At 47.6% G+C, this 16,885-nt stretch carries 13 protein-coding genes and 1 pseudogene; 8 read left to right on the plus strand and 6 right to left on the minus strand.

The features are described from left to right. Positions 1 to 435: pseudogene (locus tag V6C93_RS12265) on the minus strand (hypothetical protein); the annotation flags it as partial. 289 nt (positions 436 to 724) lie between these two features. On the opposite strand from V6C93_RS12265, the gene V6C93_RS12270 reads away from it, so the two are divergent. The 5 genes from V6C93_RS12270 to V6C93_RS12290 all read left to right on the plus strand — a co-directional run bounded on the left by V6C93_RS12270 (position 725) and on the right by V6C93_RS12290 (position 6,952). Beyond that, entirely contained in the window at positions 725 to 1,039 is a 315-nt protein-coding gene (locus tag V6C93_RS12270; protein WP_333476946.1) for a hypothetical protein, read from the plus strand. Positions 1,040 to 1,354: 315 nt separating this feature from the next. Continuing rightward, positions 1,355 to 1,780, plus strand: coding sequence for a photosystem I reaction center subunit II PsaD (locus V6C93_RS12275; protein ID WP_333476947.1), 426 nt, complete (start codon positions 1,355 to 1,357; stop codon positions 1,778 to 1,780). A gap of 205 nt (positions 1,781 to 1,985) precedes the next feature. Then, entirely contained in the window at positions 1,986 to 3,542 is a 1,557-nt protein-coding gene (gene trpE / locus V6C93_RS12280; protein ID WP_333476948.1) for an anthranilate synthase component I, read from the plus strand. A 325-nt stretch (positions 3,543 to 3,867) separates the two neighbouring features. Further along, complete coding sequence (locus V6C93_RS12285; protein ID WP_333476949.1) at positions 3,868 to 5,076, plus strand: glycosyltransferase family 4 protein; 1,209 nt, start codon at positions 3,868 to 3,870, stop codon at positions 5,074 to 5,076. A 199-nt stretch (positions 5,077 to 5,275) separates the two neighbouring features. Further along, positions 5,276 to 6,952, plus strand: coding sequence for a glycosyltransferase family 4 protein (locus V6C93_RS12290; RefSeq protein WP_333476950.1), 1,677 nt, complete (start codon positions 5,276 to 5,278; stop codon positions 6,950 to 6,952). A gap of 260 nt (positions 6,953 to 7,212) precedes the next feature. Here the strand turns inward: V6C93_RS12290 and blaOXA are convergent, their stop codons facing one another. Further along, a complete protein-coding gene (gene blaOXA / locus V6C93_RS12295) occupies positions 7,213 to 8,106 on the minus strand; it encodes a class D beta-lactamase (RefSeq protein ID WP_333476951.1) in 894 nt (297 codons plus the stop codon). 195 nt (positions 8,107 to 8,301) lie between these two features. Between blaOXA and V6C93_RS12300 the strand changes: the two genes are divergently transcribed. Both V6C93_RS12300 and V6C93_RS12305 read left to right on the plus strand, forming a co-directional pair. After that, a complete protein-coding gene (locus tag V6C93_RS12300; protein ID WP_333476952.1) occupies positions 8,302 to 9,996 on the plus strand; it encodes an iron ABC transporter permease in 1,695 nt (564 codons plus the stop codon). A 218-nt stretch (positions 9,997 to 10,214) separates the two neighbouring features. Next, positions 10,215 to 11,426, plus strand: coding sequence for a transposase (locus V6C93_RS12305; protein WP_333476953.1), 1,212 nt, complete (start codon positions 10,215 to 10,217; stop codon positions 11,424 to 11,426). 24 nt (positions 11,427 to 11,450) lie between these two features. Here the strand turns inward: V6C93_RS12305 and V6C93_RS12310 are convergent, their stop codons facing one another. Together V6C93_RS12310 and V6C93_RS12315 are read right to left on the minus strand one after the other, a co-directional pair. Next, entirely contained in the window at positions 11,451 to 12,533 is a 1,083-nt protein-coding gene (locus V6C93_RS12310; protein WP_333476954.1) for a Fe(3+) ABC transporter substrate-binding protein, read from the minus strand. Between the two features lie 365 nt (positions 12,534 to 12,898). Beyond that, the gene (locus tag V6C93_RS12315) at positions 12,899 to 13,333 is read right to left on the minus strand and encodes an NUDIX hydrolase (RefSeq protein ID WP_333476955.1); all 435 of its coding nucleotides are present in this window, start codon (positions 13,331 to 13,333) and stop codon (positions 12,899 to 12,901) included. Positions 13,334 to 13,513: 180 nt separating this feature from the next. Between V6C93_RS12315 and malQ the strand changes: the two genes are divergently transcribed. Beyond that, positions 13,514 to 15,022, plus strand: coding sequence for a 4-alpha-glucanotransferase (gene malQ, locus V6C93_RS12320; protein ID WP_333476956.1), 1,509 nt, complete (start codon positions 13,514 to 13,516; stop codon positions 15,020 to 15,022). A gap of 62 nt (positions 15,023 to 15,084) precedes the next feature. Here the strand turns inward: malQ and V6C93_RS12325 are convergent, their stop codons facing one another. Continuing rightward, a complete protein-coding gene (locus tag V6C93_RS12325) occupies positions 15,085 to 15,885 on the minus strand; it encodes a helix-turn-helix domain-containing protein (protein WP_333476957.1) in 801 nt (266 codons plus the stop codon). Beyond that, complete coding sequence (locus V6C93_RS12330; protein WP_333476958.1) at positions 15,882 to 16,673, minus strand: pseudouridine synthase; 792 nt, start codon at positions 16,671 to 16,673, stop codon at positions 15,882 to 15,884. Before V6C93_RS12330 ends, V6C93_RS12325 begins: the two co-directional genes overlap by 4 nt. Positions 16,674 to 16,885 lie beyond the last annotated feature (212 nt).

Raw genomic sequence — 16,885 nt, forward strand, 5'->3', positions numbered from 1 at the left:
CTGCTTAACTAGCGTATGCATCTGAACGTGACAAGCTTCTGGTGGAGAAGACGCCAGTTCTAATTCCAGAATGATCGTGGCTGCCGTTCGGTACAGGGTGCCGTTAAAGGTTTTTTCGCCTCTGCAAACGCGAAGGGATGACTTGCTGAAACGACCAAAGTTCTCTAATGCTTGCTGAATGACTTCAAGTGATGCCGCATTCAGCAGTACCCCCAGCGGCTGACCCAGCAAATGTTGGGCTGAAATGCCGAGATAGTCCTGAGTATTGGCGCTGACTTGCAGGATGATTAGCTCAGGATCGCTTAAGGCGAATAAAACACCATACGGCTGAATCGAACTTGCGAAGTGTACTGGTTCGAGGGCGACTTCGCTGAGATGGTCTTTTGGGGCGTTACTGGGTTCAAACCCACTCATGGCGAGACGATGGAGAGGCAATTGATGATTTCATAACCAATTGAAACAGAGGATGCGACAGATCATAGATTGAAACCATTGCCTCCAGAAGGCTGGTGCAATTCAAAATCCAAAATGGTATCAGTCCTTGTGACAGCACAAGGGCTTCTATATGCAGTGTATCGAAAAATTATTGCGATTAGTTAAGCAACACTGAAAAATTCTAAAGAAAACATTAAATTGTTAAGCAAATCTAAAGAATGGATAGATTCTCAGATACAGAGAATCTAAAGAAAATATTAAATACACCACTTGATCAGGAGTATGGGCAATGGTGATTACCTCCTCAATGCTGCGTTTGACATGGGCTGTTATTGAAGAAACTTCGATTAATGACCTGTTGACTCTCTCAGATACGATGTTGATCAAGCTGCTCTTGCAGCAAGTCGCTCAAAAGATTTTGCTGAGTGGCGAAGAGGTTTGCGCTTTGTATAGCTACCTCGGCTCAAAAGTGTCCTTGATCCGCGACATCGCTGAATCCCGTCTTACTCAAGAAACCAGGCTGCTGGGGAGCGGCTTCATCGTCAAGCAACCCTGTTTATTTCCATCCCTAGAGTCAGCAGAAACATTGGGAAAACCAGCATGAACATTGACCCGTTTCAACCATCCAACGCCTGCCATCTAGATGAAATTCTTTCCAGCTAGCCAAACAACTGGAACGAACTCCAATTCTTAAGAAGTGTTTACGAAGGCGATCGCCGCATCGCTCCTTTGATGATGTGGAAACGTTTCACAATTGATCAGCATCGATTAGTCAAATTAGTGAATAATCAGTGACAATGCCATGACTAATGACCCCATAAATGAGCGAACTGTTACAGTTCTTGACAGAGTCGCTAGCCTTGCACAACCTCGGTGATAGCATTCCCTAGATGCTCTATGTCACATTGAGAAAATAACTATGGCAGAAGAACTTACTGGACAAGCTCCCATTTTTGGCGGCGGCACCGGCGGCTTGCTGACCAAGGCTCAAGTTGAAGAAAAATATGCCATTACCTGGACTAGCCCCAAAAAGCAAGTCTTTGAATTGCCGACCGGTGGCGCAGCGGTGATGAACGAAGGCGACAACTTGCTGTACCTTGCTCGCAAGGAGTACTGCATTGCTTTAGGCGGTCAGCAACTGCGGGCAAAATTCAAAATCAACAACTATAAGATTTACCGGGTTTTTCCCAGCGGTGAAATCCAGTATCTCCATCCGGCAGATGGTGTCTTCCCCGAAAAGGTCAACAAAGGGCGTCCCTATGTCGGTAAGAATGACCGCAATATTGGTAGCAATCCAGAACCCGCTACGCTCAAGTTCAGTAGCAAAAAACCATACGAGGTGTAATTAGTCGGTTGCAGGTTAGGAGGTTGCAGGTTATAGGTTAGAAAGTTGCAGGTTGAAGGGTTAGAAGGTTAGCAGGTTACAGTTTACAGGTTATAACTTCCCACCAAAGCTGCACCTCGCTGTACTAACAACCTTTCAACCTTCAACCTGACAACCTATCAACTCTTCAACCTTCCAACCTGACAAGCTTCTATTCGGAAAAAGAATGATTCTCCCGGATTTCTCACAGTTTGTAGTACTGGCTAAACAGGGTAATTTTGTGCCGGTTTACCAGGAGTGGGTAGCAGATTTAGAAACGCCCGTGTCCGCATGGTATAAGGTGTGTGCGGGTCAGCCTTACAGTTTTCTGCTGGAATCGGTAGAAGGTGGGGAGAATATAGGACGATACAGTTTCTTAGGCTGTGACCCTTTATGGGTATTGGAAGCGAGAGGTGATGAGTCCAGCGCCCATGCACCTATGGCGTACCGCACAACTCAGACGCATCGCGATGCCTCGGTTCAGGTGTTTGAGGGTGACCCATTTGAGACTTTAGCCAATTGCCTAAAACCTTATAAGCCCGTTAAGTTACCTCAACTCCCGCCCGGAATTGGCGGTTTGTTCGGTTTTTGGGGTTATGAACTGATTCGCGCTTGTGAACCGCGTGTCCCAGTTTATCCTGCAAAGGAAGGAGACTTACCTGATGGACTGTGGATGCAGGTGGATAACCTGATTATTTTCGATCAGGTCAAGCGAAAGATTTGGGCGATCGCATACGCGGATTTACGGGATGCTAATGTTGATTTAGAGCAGGCGTATCAACAAGCGTGCGATCGCGTGCGTGCCCTGGTGAGCAAACTTCAACTTCCCCTCAATGCGGCAGACACGATATTAGAATGGACACCCCCAGCTAGTACGACTCAGGAACTGTCCTATACAAGCAACACAGAACCCTCGCAGTTCTGCGCGAATGTCCAAAAAGCCAAAGAGTACATCAAAGCAGGGGATATCTTTCAGGTTGTCCTCTCCCAGCGCCTCTCGGCAGAGTACAGCGGCGACTCCTTTGCACTGTACCGCTCTCTGCGACTGATTAATCCTTCCCCTTACATGGCCTATTTCAACTTCGGGGATTGGCAAATCATTGGTTCTAGCCCAGAAGTGATGGTGAAGGCCACCCAGTCACCCCAAGGGAGAAGCATTGCAACCCTGCGACCCATTGCCGGAACTCGACGCCGGGGTCAGACACATCAAGAAGATGAAGCCCTAGCACAAGAATTGCTGCAAGACCCTAAAGAAATTGCCGAGCACGTCATGCTGGTTGACCTCGGTCGTAATGATTTGGGTCGTGCCTGTAAGAAAGGTACGGTAAAAGTTGATGAATTAATGCTGATCGAGCGCTACTCCCATGTTATGCACATTGTCAGCAATGTGGTGGGCGAACTCGATGAGGAGAAAACGGCTTGGGATTTGCTCAAAGCGTGTTTCCCGGCGGGGACTGTCAGCGGAGCTCCCAAGATTCGGGCGATGGAAATTATCCACGAACTCGAACCCGAACGGCGTGGCCCTTACTCCGGTGCCTATGGCTACTACGATTTTGAGGGACAACTCAATAGTGCGATCGCAATTCGCACGATGGTCGTTCGCCCCACCGATTCAGGCCAGCATATCGTATCTGTTCAAGCCGGTGCTGGTTTAGTGGCAGATTCCGAGCCAGAGAAAGAATACGAAGAAACCCTCAACAAAGCAAGGGGACTACTAGAGGCAATTCGCTGTCTACGGATGTAGGGAGTAGGGAGTGGAGGAAAAAGATTTTCATGCTTTCGTTGTGTACTTCCGTTCATGGAAGTCTCTTGCATAAATCAGAGAAAACCCTCCCCAACCCTCCCCGAAACTCCAGAGAGAGCAAGATTTCTTTCCCATGAAATAAATGTCTTAGTCCTTATTCCCAATCTCTGGAAAGGGGTAACTGTTGTTTGGGAAAATAGCACTATTAGAAGACTTGCATAAATTGCCAACAGCCAACCGATAAGTACAATAGCTACGTAGCCAACTCCCAGCTCCCATCCCGACGTTAAAGGTTCTTCTACTCAATTGAAACAACGCTGGCTCTATGCGCATTTTATTTTTGCATTCCAACTTTCCAGCCCAGTTTCGGCACCTCGCTGTCGCCTTAGCCCAAGACTCCAATCATAAAGTTGTCTTCGGAACAACTCGCAAGGAAGGGACGCTCCCCGGTGTCTATAAAGCTATCTATACTCCCTCCCGCGAAGCTCACCCCCAAACTCATCACTATGTGCGAACTTTGGAAAATGCGGTGCTTCAGGGTCAAGCGGTTTATCGTCTAGCTGACCAACTCAAGGCTCAAAGCTTTATCCCAGATGTGGTCTATGCTCATTCCGGTTGGGGGCCAAGTTTATTTATAAAAGATATCTTCCCAAAAGCTAAGCTTCTTTGCTATTTCGAGTGGTTTTACCATGCTCATGGGTCGGATGCCGACTTTGACCCAGGTGAACCCCTGACGGCTGATGATGAAGCTCGAATTCGTATCAAGAATGCTCCCATATTAATCGATCTCTATAGTTGCGATCGCGGACTTTCTCCTACCTATTGGCAACGGCAGCAATTCCCACCCGAATACCACAGCAAAATTAAGGTTCACCATGATGGTGTTGATACTCAATTCTTCCAGCCCCAACCAGGCGCAAAGTTATTCCTACCCCGGATTAATCTAGACCTGCGAGAAGTCCCTGAAATCGTGACCTATGTGGCACGGGGAATGGAACCCTATCGAGGTTTTCCACAATTAATTGAGACCGTAGCATTGCTGCAAAAGCGACGTCCTCAGTGCCATGTCGTCATTGTGGGAGAAAACCGCGTGGCTTATGGCAAGACGCTGCCCGACGGTAAAACATACAAAGATTTCATGCTAGAAAAAGTCCCTCTCGACCTCAACCGAGTCCACTTTACAGGGTTGCTCCCTTACCCTGAATACTTGCAAGTTCTCCAAGCGAGTTCAGCCCATCTTTATCTAACTCGTCCTTTTGTTTTGTCCTGGTCAATGCTAGAAGCACTATCCGCTGGTTGCTTGGTGGTGGGTTCTAATACCGCACCCGTGATGGAAATGATTCAAGATGGCGTGAATGGCTTATTGGTGGACTTTTTCGACACGCAAAAAATTTGCGATCGCATTGAGGAAGCTCTTGACAATCCTACCCAGATGGCTCCAATTCGTGCTGAAGCAAGAGAAACAATTTTGGAGCGTTACGACCTAGCGCAATTACTCCCGCAGCACTTGCAGTGGATACAGGAGGTTGTTTAGAAGTCAACAACTTTGCCCACTCTCTTGACCAAAAAGGGAATCGGGAATCGGGAATTGTTTGTTCTACTCCCTACTCCCTACTCCCTACTAGGCGAGTGGCTCACAGCGCAGGTGGGGTAAAAATCCCCTTACTGTTATCTACCCTACTCCCCATTCCCTACTCCCTACTTCCCTTTAAGTGGTTTCTCGGAGGAAGATCATGAAAACCGCAGCCATTCTTTATCAGCCAGAAGGATTCGATACTGGCGGTCAGCGCTTGATGGGTCGTCAAGCCGCAGGAGAGGGATTCCTCAAAGCCCTAGCGCGTCATGGCACGGCAGCGTCTTTATATTGTTGTACCAAGGAGAAGACAGCCTTTGAAGACTTTGCTCAACGGGTTCGTCCTTGGCTATCGGACTCGCGCCAAATTCGCTGGCTTCCGGCGGGTAATCCCTTAGCTCTGGCAGAAGCGGGTACTCTCTACAGACCCGACCCCCTAATTAACGAACTGGCTTGGCAACGGCGCTTCGCCAATCAACAGGCATACAGTCTCTGCGGCGTCACCCATACCCTGGCGAGTAAAGGTGCAATGGCGGGTATTGGTGATTTGCTAATAGCTCCCATCCAGCCTTGGGATGCCATCATCTGCACCTCTAGTGCTGTCAAAATCATGGTGGAACGGCTCCTAGGGACTTGGGCAGAGTACCTCGCTCAGCGCCTGGGTGCTAAGCCTGCAATTCAGTTCAAGCTGCCAGTAATTCCGCTAGGCGTCGATTGTGAGGCATTCTCCCAAGGTCAGATAGCCCAAGAAACCCGGAGTCAACTGCGCCAAAAACTGGGAATTGGCTCGGATGACCTCGTGGTCTTGTTCGTCGGTCGGCTGATCTTCCATGCCAAAGCCCATCCAGTCCCTATGTATCTTGCCTTAGAACGGGCAGCCCAAGCAACGAATGTCAAGGTACATCTGATTCAAGCTGGCTGGTTTGAAGACCAGCAACAGGAACTAGCCTTTAAAAACACGGCTTCTGCTTTTAGCCCTACCGTTAACCATCTTTTTGTGGATGGACGGCAACCACAGATTCGCCAAGATATTTGGTCTGTCGCGGATATCTTTATCTCCCTAGCAGACAATATCCAGGAAACCTTCGGGCTAACTCCAGTTGAAGCAATGGCGGCAGGATTACCTGTAGTTGTGGCAGATTGGGACGGCTATAAGGACACGGTACGCCACGAATTGGATGGTTTTCGCGTTCCCACCTTGATGCCCCCTGCCGGGTGTGGTTTGGATTTTGCGGCAAATTACCACGATGACAGTCTAAACTACAGCACCTATGTGGGTCACATCAGTCTGATGACGGCAGTAGACGTTGATGCTTGTACCGAAGCGCTAACCGTCTTGTTTACCCAGCCAGAAGTGCGTCAACGTATGGGAGAAAATGGTCGCGTCCGTGCGCGTGGAATCTATGATTGGTCAGTTGTCATTCGGGCTTATGAAACCCTTTGGCAAGAATTAGCAGAACTACGGACAAAAGCAACAACATCAGCGCCTGTGGCTCCAGGAAAACCGCCCTATCCCCTCTGTAACGACCCCTTTCATTTGTTAGCTCACTATCCTACCCAGAGTTTGGGACAGGATGTGGTTTTGGGTCTCGGTTCGATGGCAGCACCTGAAAAGCTACAGGCACTCCGCAGCACTTGGATGACGAACTTTGGGGCAGACAAGCGATCGCCAACTGCGATGATCGATCAGGTACTAGAAGCGATCGCTCAAGAAGGCTCTCTAAAAGTAGCAGACATTTTACAGCGCTTTGCTGGCTCTGAACTGGGTGCTGTCGTCTATCTATCCCGAACTTTGGTATATCTGCTCAAGTTTGATGTGCTGCGGCAAGTCCGCTGAACTAGGCGTATGTAATACCATTTCGTTTTTAAGGCGCTACAGATAGATCCCCCCAACCCCCCTTAAAAAGGGGAGAGCAAGAAAAGTATTTATAGCAAACATTTAGAGAATTGGTATAGCTAACTCGAATGGGAGAGTTCTACTCTCATTTCCCCTCTCCCCCTCCTCTTTGGCTCAGAGATCGCGTACTCTATGCTCTGCGAACTCTTCGCCTGGAGTGGTTCATATCATAAAAGAGGGAAATTAACCCAGAGGTTGTGTTACATCAAGCCCAAATCCTTCAAGCTGCGTCGTGTAATCTCAATTCGGGCAGATGCGTCCTCCGGTTTATTGAGGTCGAGGGTTGTTGCAAAGAAGTAGACATTACTGTTTTGCTCTAGATAGCCCACGAACCAACCTAATTCTGGTTTTGTGCTATCTAACCATCCTGTCTTCCCTCGCAGGGTGTAGCTTGGAGTTTGTTCACGCACCATAATGTCTTTAACCAGATTCATTGTCCGTTCCGAGAAGGGTAAATTCCCTCGATACAAGCGTTGCAAAAACTCAATCTGCTCCTTTGGCGTAATTTTCAGCGGCCCCTGCAACCAGAAGCGATCGATGTCTTCAGCAGTACCAATTTGACGGTTGCCATAGCCCACTTTGTCAATAAATTGCTGCATCCGCTGATGTCCAGCTCGACGTGCCAAAACTTGATAGAACCAGACAGTTGAATTTTTGAAGGCTTGACGCAAATTTGTATCGTGATTCCAAGCCTCAACTGATCGGTGAACTCCATCCCAGGTAAGGACAGCCACATCATCCGGTATGACACCCGTTTCTAATGCCACCATTGCATTGAAAATTTTGAACGTTGAAGCTGGAGTCATTGCCGTGGCATTGCGTGGAGAATTGTGTTCGTAGGTTCGGTTTTGCTTCGAGTCGTAAATTAAAATCGATCCTTCTAGTCCTAATTCTCTGAAGTGTCGTCCCAAATCCGGCGATTGATTTGTTGCTGCTGTTAGATGTCCAGATGAAATCGAAGAAGGTTGAGCCAGAACATGCGCCCCGAAGCTAATCACGCTCAGCAAGACGAGGCATCCAATCACTGTAAAAATAACAGAGCGCGAGTTGCGCTTTGCGTAGCACTGAAGGTATCGCCACAAACGAATCACCATGTTTTTGTTTTTCTGTTCATTGAGTTAGTTAAGGGCTTCACTCTACCAGGGAGTTGAGGTTTCAAGTCAATGTGTCGTAGCATAGGCTTCTGAAATATTACTGCTAATCTTTAGCAATAATTGTCCCTCACTCATCAAAGTCAAGACCTAATAAAACCGCTTAAAACTTCAGATTTGCTCCCTCGATGTGACCGCATGGAAAAACCAACTCAATCCGTAACCAGCGCCCGGCAACCCTTTCTTTTTCCTGTAAGGTTGAGCGGTTGGACAGTTGTGGTCATGGCGATCGCTCTTTTAGTTGCCACACCTGTATTATTCATTTTGGGCAATATTTTTGTGGATGCTGGCGATGTGTGGAAGCATCTGGCATCAACGGTTTTATGGCGTTACATTACCAATTCCTTTTGGCTGATGATGGGGGTTGGGTGTGGTGTTTTGGTCATTGGGGTGGGGACAGCATGGCTGGTAACCATGTGCGGCTTTCCAGGTAGTCGTCTATTTGAATGGGTACTATTGCTCCCTCTCGCTGCGCCTGCCTATGTGCTGGCTTACAGCTATACGGACTTTTTGGAATTTTCTGGGCCGATACAAACAACGCTGCGTAACGTGTTCGGCTGGGGTTATGGGGACTACTGGTTTCCCAATGTGCGATCGCTTTGGGGTGCGATCGCCATGCTAACGTTAGTCCTCTATCCCTACGTTTATCTCTTGGCGCGGGTTGCCTTTTTAGAACAATCGGTATGTACCTTAGAAGCAAGTCGCAGTCTTGGTTGTAGTCCTTGGCGCAGTTTCGTCACTGTGGCATTACCCTTAGCACGCCCTGCCATTATGGCGGGTTTGTCTCTGGCGCTGATGGAAACACTCAATGACTTCGGCACAGTACAGTATTTTGGCGTGGAAACCTTTACCACGGGGATTTATCGCACTTGGTTTGGTTTAGGGGAACGAGTCGCTGCTGCTCAACTAGCCGCCTTTCTCTTATTATTTGTCCTCTGGCTAATTTTACTGGAGCGCTGGTCACGACGTCGGGCACGATACTATCAGAGTGTCGCTTCGCAACGCCGACTGCCGAGTTATCGACTTATAGGAATACGTTCTGTAGGTGCCTGGTTAGCCTGTTTCCTGCCTCTCGGTTTGGGTTTTCTTCTACCAGCCTCAATTTTGCTGGAGATGACGCTGAAAAATGCCACAATCGCGTTAGATAGTCGCTTTTGGAGCTTTGCTCGTCATAGTTTTATTCTTGCCGTAGTGACTTCCGTCTTGGGAGTGGCGATCGCCCTGATCATGGCATACGGGTTACGTCTGCGATCGAACGCGGGAATGCGCTTCGCGGCGCGCCTTGCCTCAATGGGTTATGCTGTGCCTGGTTCTGTGATTGCGGTGGGCATTCTCATTCCCATTGGTCAACTCGACAATACCATTGATGCTTCAATGCGTACCATCTTTGGCTTATCAACGGGGTTGCTGCTCAGTGGCACCATCACCGCCTTAGTGTATGCTTACCTCGTGCGTTTTCTTGCCGTTTCCTTCAGTACGGTTGAGGCAAGTTTAGGCAAAATTAAGCCGACTCTGGATGATGCTGCTCGTTCTTTGGGTTACAGTTCAAGTGAGACATTAGTCAAAGTGCATACACCCATAATGCGGGGTGGTTTGCTAACGGCGGGAATGCTGGTTTTCGTCGATGTCATGAAAGAACTGCCAGCAACCATGATTGTCCGGCCTTTTAACTTTGATACGCTAGCGGTTAGAGTTTACAACCTCGCCTCAGATGAGCGATTAGCGGAGGCTTCAGGGTCAGCATTAGCGATCGTTTTGGTGGGAATTATCCCAGTGATTCTTTTGAGTTGGCAGATTGCGCGATCGCGACAAACTCAGAATCTCCCCTCTTAGCATCTGCCCAATAATCTGAGGGAAATCTTTCTTCCCAATTACCCATTACCCGTTGTCAGGAAAGTGGGCGCTGAAGCGCTCACTACAAACATGCGCGATCGCCTATATAAATAAAGAGGCGCACCCAAAGGCGGGTACGCCCTATTTCAAAACAACAACAACAGTAGGGACGTTTTGACCAAAATTAATGGGATTCAAGCCCCGCCCTTCCACATCAAATGATTGTCATAGAGTTCAAGGCTAAGGGAAAAACAACTCAATATGCTGCCATAGACGAGGCGATAAGGACGGCTCAGTTTGTCCGTAACAAGATTATCCGTTTTTGGATGGACAATCGAGGGGTGGGACAAAAAGAGTTGTATCGTCACAACACGGCACTGAGGGCTGAGTTCCCTTTTGTGAAAGCTTTAAACTCTCATGCTTGCCAAGTTGCAGTAGATAGGGCATATATGGCAATCAATCGGTTCTACACTAACTGCAAGAAGGCTATCCCAGGCAAAAAAGGCTATCCAAGGTTCAAAAAGAACTGCCGTTCCGTTGAGTACAAAACTTCCGGTTGGAAACTTTCTGAGGATAGGCGCTCAATCAATTTCATTGATAAGAAAGGGATAGGCTCGCTTAAACTCAAGGGAACGTGGGATTTACACTACTACCAGTTAGACCAGATAAAACGGGTTAGGTTGGTACGTCGTGCGGACGGCTACTACGTACAGTTCTTGGTGAATGCTGAGAACAAAGTAGATGTAGAGTTAACAGGCAAAAATATTGGATTAGATGTAGGACTCAAAGAGTTTTACATCGATTCCAATGGTCATACTGAACCTAACCCTAAGTTTTATCGGACTGGTGAGAAACGGCTGAAGTTTCGGCAACGGAATGTTTCTCGAAAGAAAAAAGGCTCTGTCAACCGCAAAAAAGCCATTAATAGACTAGGGCGAGTACACCTCAAAATAAGTAGACAGCGTGAAGAACATGCCAAGAGAGTGGCACGTTGCGTCATCCAATCTAACGATTTTGTTGCCTACGAAGATTTGAGGATTAAGAACTTAGTGAAGAATCATTGTCTTGCCAAATCTATTAATGATGCAGGTTGGTATCAATTCAGGAAATGGCTAGAACATTTTGGAGTCAAATTCGGCAGGATAACTATTGCGGTTAATCCTGCTTATACATCCCAGGAATGCTCTAGTTGTGGCACAACAGTCAAGAAATCCTTGTCTATGAGAACCCATGCTTGTAAATGCGGGTTTGTTTTAGATAGGGACTGGAATGCCGCAATTAATATTCTGAAATTAGCCTTGAGTACCACAGGGCATGTGGGAACTTGGGTTATAGACCCGAACGCTTCAGGAGATTCGGCCTCTACTCTAGTTGGAGCAATCCTGCTTGGGCAAGCTGGGTCTATGAATGAAGAATCGCCGCTCCTTTAGGACGGCGAGTGTCAACGAACGTCTCTACTTCCACCCAGCGCGATCCATCACCTTAACCGCCTCTGGATTCTTTTCACCGTAAGCAACAACTTTGAGATTCGATTCTTTAAAATCCCCAAAGCTAGCGACCGCAGGATTCGGTTTCAAACCTGAAACGACAGGATACTCATAACTACCATTTGCAAAGATTTCTTGTGCTTCTGGAGTCGCTAAGTACTCAACAAATTTGATCGCGTTTTCCTTATGGGGAGCCTTAGCGGCGACACCAGCGCCACTAATATTAATATGGGTTCCACTCTCATTTTGATTGGGGAAGAAAACCCCAACTTGGGAAGCCGTTTTTTGCTCTTGAGCGTCTTTAGACTCCTTCAGTCGCGCTACATAGTAATGATTCACGATCGCAACATCACATTGACCGGCTGCTACCGCTTTGATTTGTGCTGTATCATTGCCTTCTGGTGGACGGGCAAAATTACGCACTAACCCTTTTGTCCATTCCTCAGTCTTTTCAACACCCTTGGCTTCAATTTTTGAGGCAACCAGAGACTGATTATAGATATTGTCTGAACTGCGGACACAAACCCGCCCTTTCCACTCGGGTTGAGCTAAGGCATCATAGGTCGATAGCTGGTCGGGTTTTACTTTGTCTTTGTTATAAACAATCACACGGGCTCGCTTTGCCAAACCAAACCAGTACCCTTCTGGACTACGCAGATTTTCTGGAACCGCTGACTCTAGTTTGGTAGAGGAAATCGGTTGCAGAACGCCTTCCTTCTGTGCTCGCCAGAACCCACCTGCATCAACAGTAATCAATACGTCGGCTGGGCTATTTGCCCCTTCACTCTTGATGCGTTCAATCAGTTCGTCGGCTTTGCCTTCAATTAGATTTACCTTGATTCCCGTCTGTTTGGTGAAGTTCTGGTACAGCGCATTATCGGTATCGTAGTGACGGGATGAGTAAAGGTTAATTTCGCCTGCGTTGGCTTTGTTCGCTGTGGCGTTATTGGCATCAGCGTCTGCTTTAGGTGGCTGAGTGGAACATCCCACCGTGCTCAGAAGCGCCAATCCAGAGAAAAGGGCAACTACACTGCGTCTAGTAAGGTTCATTCGCGATCGCTTTTTCCTCGTAACGTTCTCGATAAATGAATGCAGTCAAGTCGCTGACTTGACTTAAGTATTATACCGTTAATGCAATAAATTCTTAATAGTTTAATGCTAAAGTTTCCTGACTAAAGCAAGACGCTTCGTGGAGGTAGGGTATGATGTCACCCCTCAAGCTCATGGCTTCAACCTGAGTTCGATAGAAAAATAGGTTTACTGTGCGATTCAGAAACCTATGTCATTGACTAAGAATATTGTGAAGCTTATTGCATTCTATTTCTGATTAGCTTCCCGTGCGCTTGAGTACCACAAAAGAATGAAAATCACAGAAAGCGGCGGAAAGCCCCTACTCCTGACTTCTGAACTTCTATCTAGATAGACAATCGGGGACGTATCCCATAATGCCGATAGTGCCAGTAATCCCGCAAAATCTTGTCATGGTCAAAACACAGATGACCTGGAATATCCCAAGCGTGAAAAATCCCTAAATTTTTAGCATCATCAGCCGCTTGAGGTTCACCTTTCCCTGTCGCAATAAACACAACACTGAGAGTATGCTGACGAGGGTCACGGTTGGGATCTGAATACATGTGAAACTGCTCAATCAGCTCAACCTGCAAGCCAATTTCTTCCTGTGCTTCCCGCACCGCTGCTGTTTCTACCGACTCTCCATAATCCACAAAACCACCTGGAATTGCCCAACCAAAGGGAGGATTTTGGCGTTCGATCAAAATAATCGGTCGATGAGGTCGGTCTACTAACTCAATAATGATATCAACAGTGGGAACAGGATTTCGGTAGGTCACGAGCTGAGCCAATAAATCTATCGCATGTCGCACTCAGCATAACTGGAGTGGTGAAGACAAATCTAGTCCCAAGTGTTAATTGAGGTTATCACAATCACATGACTTGGGAATGATCCTCAACCCGTCCCTACCGTGATAGTGTCTTAGGAATTGCTTGCTCTGATATTTCTTTACTTCGTTATGGCCTTTCCCAGATCTAGTGGTATTCTGCTGCATCCAACTTCCTTACCCAGTCGTTTTGGTATTGGTGACTTAGGCTTAGAAGCTTATAAATTTATTGATTTTTTGGCACAGAGTGACCAGCAACTGTGGCAAATCTTGCCGTTGGGGCCAACGGGATATGGCAACTCTCCTTATATGTGTTACTCATCAATGGCGGGAAATCCACTGTTGATTAGCCCAGAAAAGCTGCAAACTCAGGGGCTACTAACGGATGAAGATTTTGCTAATTTGCCAGAGTTTCCCGTTGACCGTGTAGATTATGAGCGGGTGATTCAAGCGAAGATGCCCATGCTTCATAAAGCCTGCGATCGCTTCCAAGCGAATGCCTCAGAAGTCGAAAAAAAGCAATTTTCAGGGTTTTGTGACGCTACAGCGAGCTGGCTTGAAGATTATGCCTTATTTATGGCTTTGCATGACACCTTTGGCGGGACAAGCTGGCATACTTGGGAACCAGAAATTGCTAAGGCCCATCCAGAGGCGATCGAAAAGTGGCGGCAGAAGCTAAGTGCTGAAATCTATTTCCACCAATACTTGCAGTTTGAATTCTTCCGTCAGTGGTCTGAGTTAAAGCAGTATGCTAACCTGCACCATATCCAGATTATCGGCGATATCCCGATTTATGTGGCGCACAATAGTGTGGATGTCTGGGCGCATCGGGATATTTTTGCGATCGATGAGGAGACGGGTGAAGCCGCTTTAATGGCGGGTGTTCCCCCCGATTATTTCAGTGCAGATGGTCAGTTATGGGGCAATCCGGTTTACAAGTGGGAACCGTTACAGCAGGATAACTTCCGCTGGTGGGTGCAACGCTTTCAGGCAACGCTGGATTACGTAGACATTGTTCGGATTGACCATTTCCGAGCCTTTGAGTCTTACTGGGTGGTCGAGCAAGGCGAAACGACAGCCAAGAATGGGAAGTGGATTGAGGCACCGGGAGATGCCTTTTTTAAGGTTCTTAAAGAAAAAGTAGGCAATCTGCCGATTATTGCTGAGGATTTAGGTATTATCACGCCTGAAGTAGAAGCACTGCGCGATCGCTTTGAGTTTCCTGGTATGAAGATTTTACAGTTTGCTTTTGGTGGAGGCCCCGGTAATCCTTATTTGCCTTTTAACTATGGGCGTAACTATGTCGCTTATACCGGCACTCACGATAATGACACAACAGTAGGCTGGTTCAATCAGCTCTCCCCACACGAAAAAGATACTCTCTTACTTTACTTAGGAAGTGTTAGCTCTGATGGTATCCAGTGGGATTTAATCCGTCTTGCCCTCAGTAGTGTGGCAAACCAAGCCATTATTCCGGTGCAGGATTTGTTAGGGCTGGGTACAGAAGCTCGAATGAACTTTCCAAGCAAACCGGAAGGGAACTGGGAATGGCGATATCGACCCGATACTTTGACCGGGGAATTAAGCGATCGCCTCAAAACCCTAACCTACCTTTACGGTCGTGCTCCAATCCGTGCTTAAAACTGGGTTGTTAGTTTCTAGCTGTTAAACAATAACCTAACAACTAAAAGCTAACAACTTTTCTAAGAGCTAGGATTAGCCGCAAAGCTAATTTCCTGAACCTCATAGGGGGCTCCCATTTGCTTGGCTGATTCCTTATTAAACTCCACCAAGACGCCTCCTGCATTGCCAGCTCGAACCACCAGTCTTTTATCCGCGACCCAAGTCCGCTTCGTTCCTTCGGGTAAGGTTCCTTCAAATTCAGTCTTCCCATCTGCAACGATCCGAAGCCAAGACTGAGCTTTGAGGGTGACACGGACTTGGACTGGTTTTCCGTCTTGACTGCGTTGCGTTACTTCAGCAGCTTTGGTTGGTTCTAATTTCTGTAGCGGCTTGGGTCGAGTCGAAGGGCTAGGTGATGGAAACTGTTTGACTTGCGACGGATAGTCTTCAGCTCGACTCATCCCACCTTCCATCGCAGAACGCCTAACCAGAAGAGATAAACCGCTCACCGCGCCAATAACCAAGCACACATATAGCAAGTAAAGGTGCATAGGTCGCAGTTGAGCAGCCGGTAAGTACTGCCAAGCCGGCTTGACAAACTGTAGAGCTGACCCCGTCGGAAAAGCACTGGCAAACTCTGCCCCATTTAGACCCAGCGCCTCGGCAAAGCGCTTAATAAAGCCTTTGATATAAACGGGCTCTGGCAATTCATCCAGCCTACCCTCTTCAATTGCATTCAACAAGCGTGCTTGAATCCTAGTTTGAGCTGCCACTTCCTCCAAAGGGATAGACTGTTCGGTGCGGAACTGGCGGAGTCGAGACCCCAGTTCTTCTAATTTCTCGACTTGTTCTTGCGGGAAATGGCGTTTGTTCTCCTTCATACCCTGTACTCCTTCATATCTGCTGGCACTTGTACTGATGTTAGGTGGACTCGGTTTTTGAGGAAATCTATTTCAAAATCATTAAGGTAACGGTAGTGACCGCTAGGGAGTACCGATCCACGTTTGGGTTGTAATTGAATCGGGCCAATTGCAGTGCGGTGCAGATGAATCACTGGATAGCTTAGCAGTTCGGCGACACGACGAATCTGCCGATTTCTCCCCTCTGTCAAAACAATTTCCAAAAGTGTGTCCTCGACGCCACGCTGAAGTATCTGCACTTGAGCAGGTAAGGTTTTTTTTCCTAACAGGTCAACACCCTGACGCCAAGTTTGTAGAACTGATTCAGGTGGATGACCCTGCACCCAAACATGATAAGTCTTGGGAACGTGATGGCGAGGATGGGTGAGGAGAAAAGTCAGCGCCCCGTCATTGGTGAGGAGCAGTGCACCCGTCGATTCCGCATCCAATCGCCCAACTGGATGAATACCCTGGCCTTGAGAGAGAGTTTTTGGCAGTAGGCCAAGAATTGTAGGCCGATTCCTAGACTCACGGCACGTAGAAACGACTCCAGCGGGTTTATTAAGTAACAGATGAATAGACTGAGGGCGGTTGCTCGGTTTTACAAGTTTGCCATCAACTTCGATCGCGTCTGTTTCGGGATTAGCTTTCTGCCCCAGATGCACAACGCTACCATTGAGTCGAACCTGTCCGGCTTCGATCATCTGCTCAGCTTGACGCCGTGAGGCTATACCCCACTGGGAAAGAATTTTTTGCACTCTTTCTTCCATGATGGTTCGACTACTGTATGAGCGTTTACGTCTAGAGAAGGGCGATGCACTAGAGGGATACTCTGTCACAAGGGAGAACCTCCGGGAGGAACACCGAGCACTACAGAGCGTCGCCTATGCTTGGATCAACCTGACTCAACTATGTACAAATATTACAAGAATGGGGTTAACTGCAAGTACTCCGTTTTTTTTGCCCAAAACAAGTGTAAGTC

Origin of the sequence: Allocoleopsis sp. (assembly GCF_036703385.1) — a bacterium.
Taxonomy (GTDB): domain Bacteria; phylum Cyanobacteriota; class Cyanobacteriia; order Cyanobacteriales; family Coleofasciculaceae; genus Allocoleopsis.

Excerpts from the sequence above, each read along its gene's own strand:
- V6C93_RS12270 (WP_333476946.1), top strand. The coding sequence starts at position 725 with ATGGTGATTACCTCCTCAATGCTGCGTTTGACATGGGCTGTTATTGAA.
- V6C93_RS12275 (WP_333476947.1), top strand. The coding sequence starts at position 1,355 with ATGGCAGAAGAACTTACTGGACAAGCTCCCATTTTTGGCGGCGGCACC.
- trpE (WP_333476948.1), top strand. The coding sequence starts at position 1,986 with ATGATTCTCCCGGATTTCTCACAGTTTGTAGTACTGGCTAAACAGGGT.
- V6C93_RS12285 (WP_333476949.1), top strand. The coding sequence starts at position 3,868 with ATGCGCATTTTATTTTTGCATTCCAACTTTCCAGCCCAGTTTCGGCAC.
- V6C93_RS12290 (WP_333476950.1), top strand. The coding sequence starts at position 5,276 with ATGAAAACCGCAGCCATTCTTTATCAGCCAGAAGGATTCGATACTGGC.
- blaOXA (WP_333476951.1), bottom strand. The coding sequence starts at position 8,106 with ATGGTGATTCGTTTGTGGCGATACCTTCAGTGCTACGCAAAGCGCAAC.
- V6C93_RS12300 (WP_333476952.1), top strand. The coding sequence starts at position 8,302 with ATGGAAAAACCAACTCAATCCGTAACCAGCGCCCGGCAACCCTTTCTT.
- V6C93_RS12305 (WP_333476953.1), top strand. The coding sequence starts at position 10,215 with ATGATTGTCATAGAGTTCAAGGCTAAGGGAAAAACAACTCAATATGCT.
- V6C93_RS12310 (WP_333476954.1), bottom strand. The coding sequence starts at position 12,533 with ATGAACCTTACTAGACGCAGTGTAGTTGCCCTTTTCTCTGGATTGGCG.
- malQ (WP_333476956.1), top strand. The coding sequence starts at position 13,514 with ATGGCCTTTCCCAGATCTAGTGGTATTCTGCTGCATCCAACTTCCTTA.
- V6C93_RS12325 (WP_333476957.1), bottom strand. The coding sequence starts at position 15,885 with ATGAAGGAGAACAAACGCCATTTCCCGCAAGAACAAGTCGAGAAATTA.
- V6C93_RS12330 (WP_333476958.1), bottom strand. The coding sequence starts at position 16,673 with ATGGAAGAAAGAGTGCAAAAAATTCTTTCCCAGTGGGGTATAGCCTCA.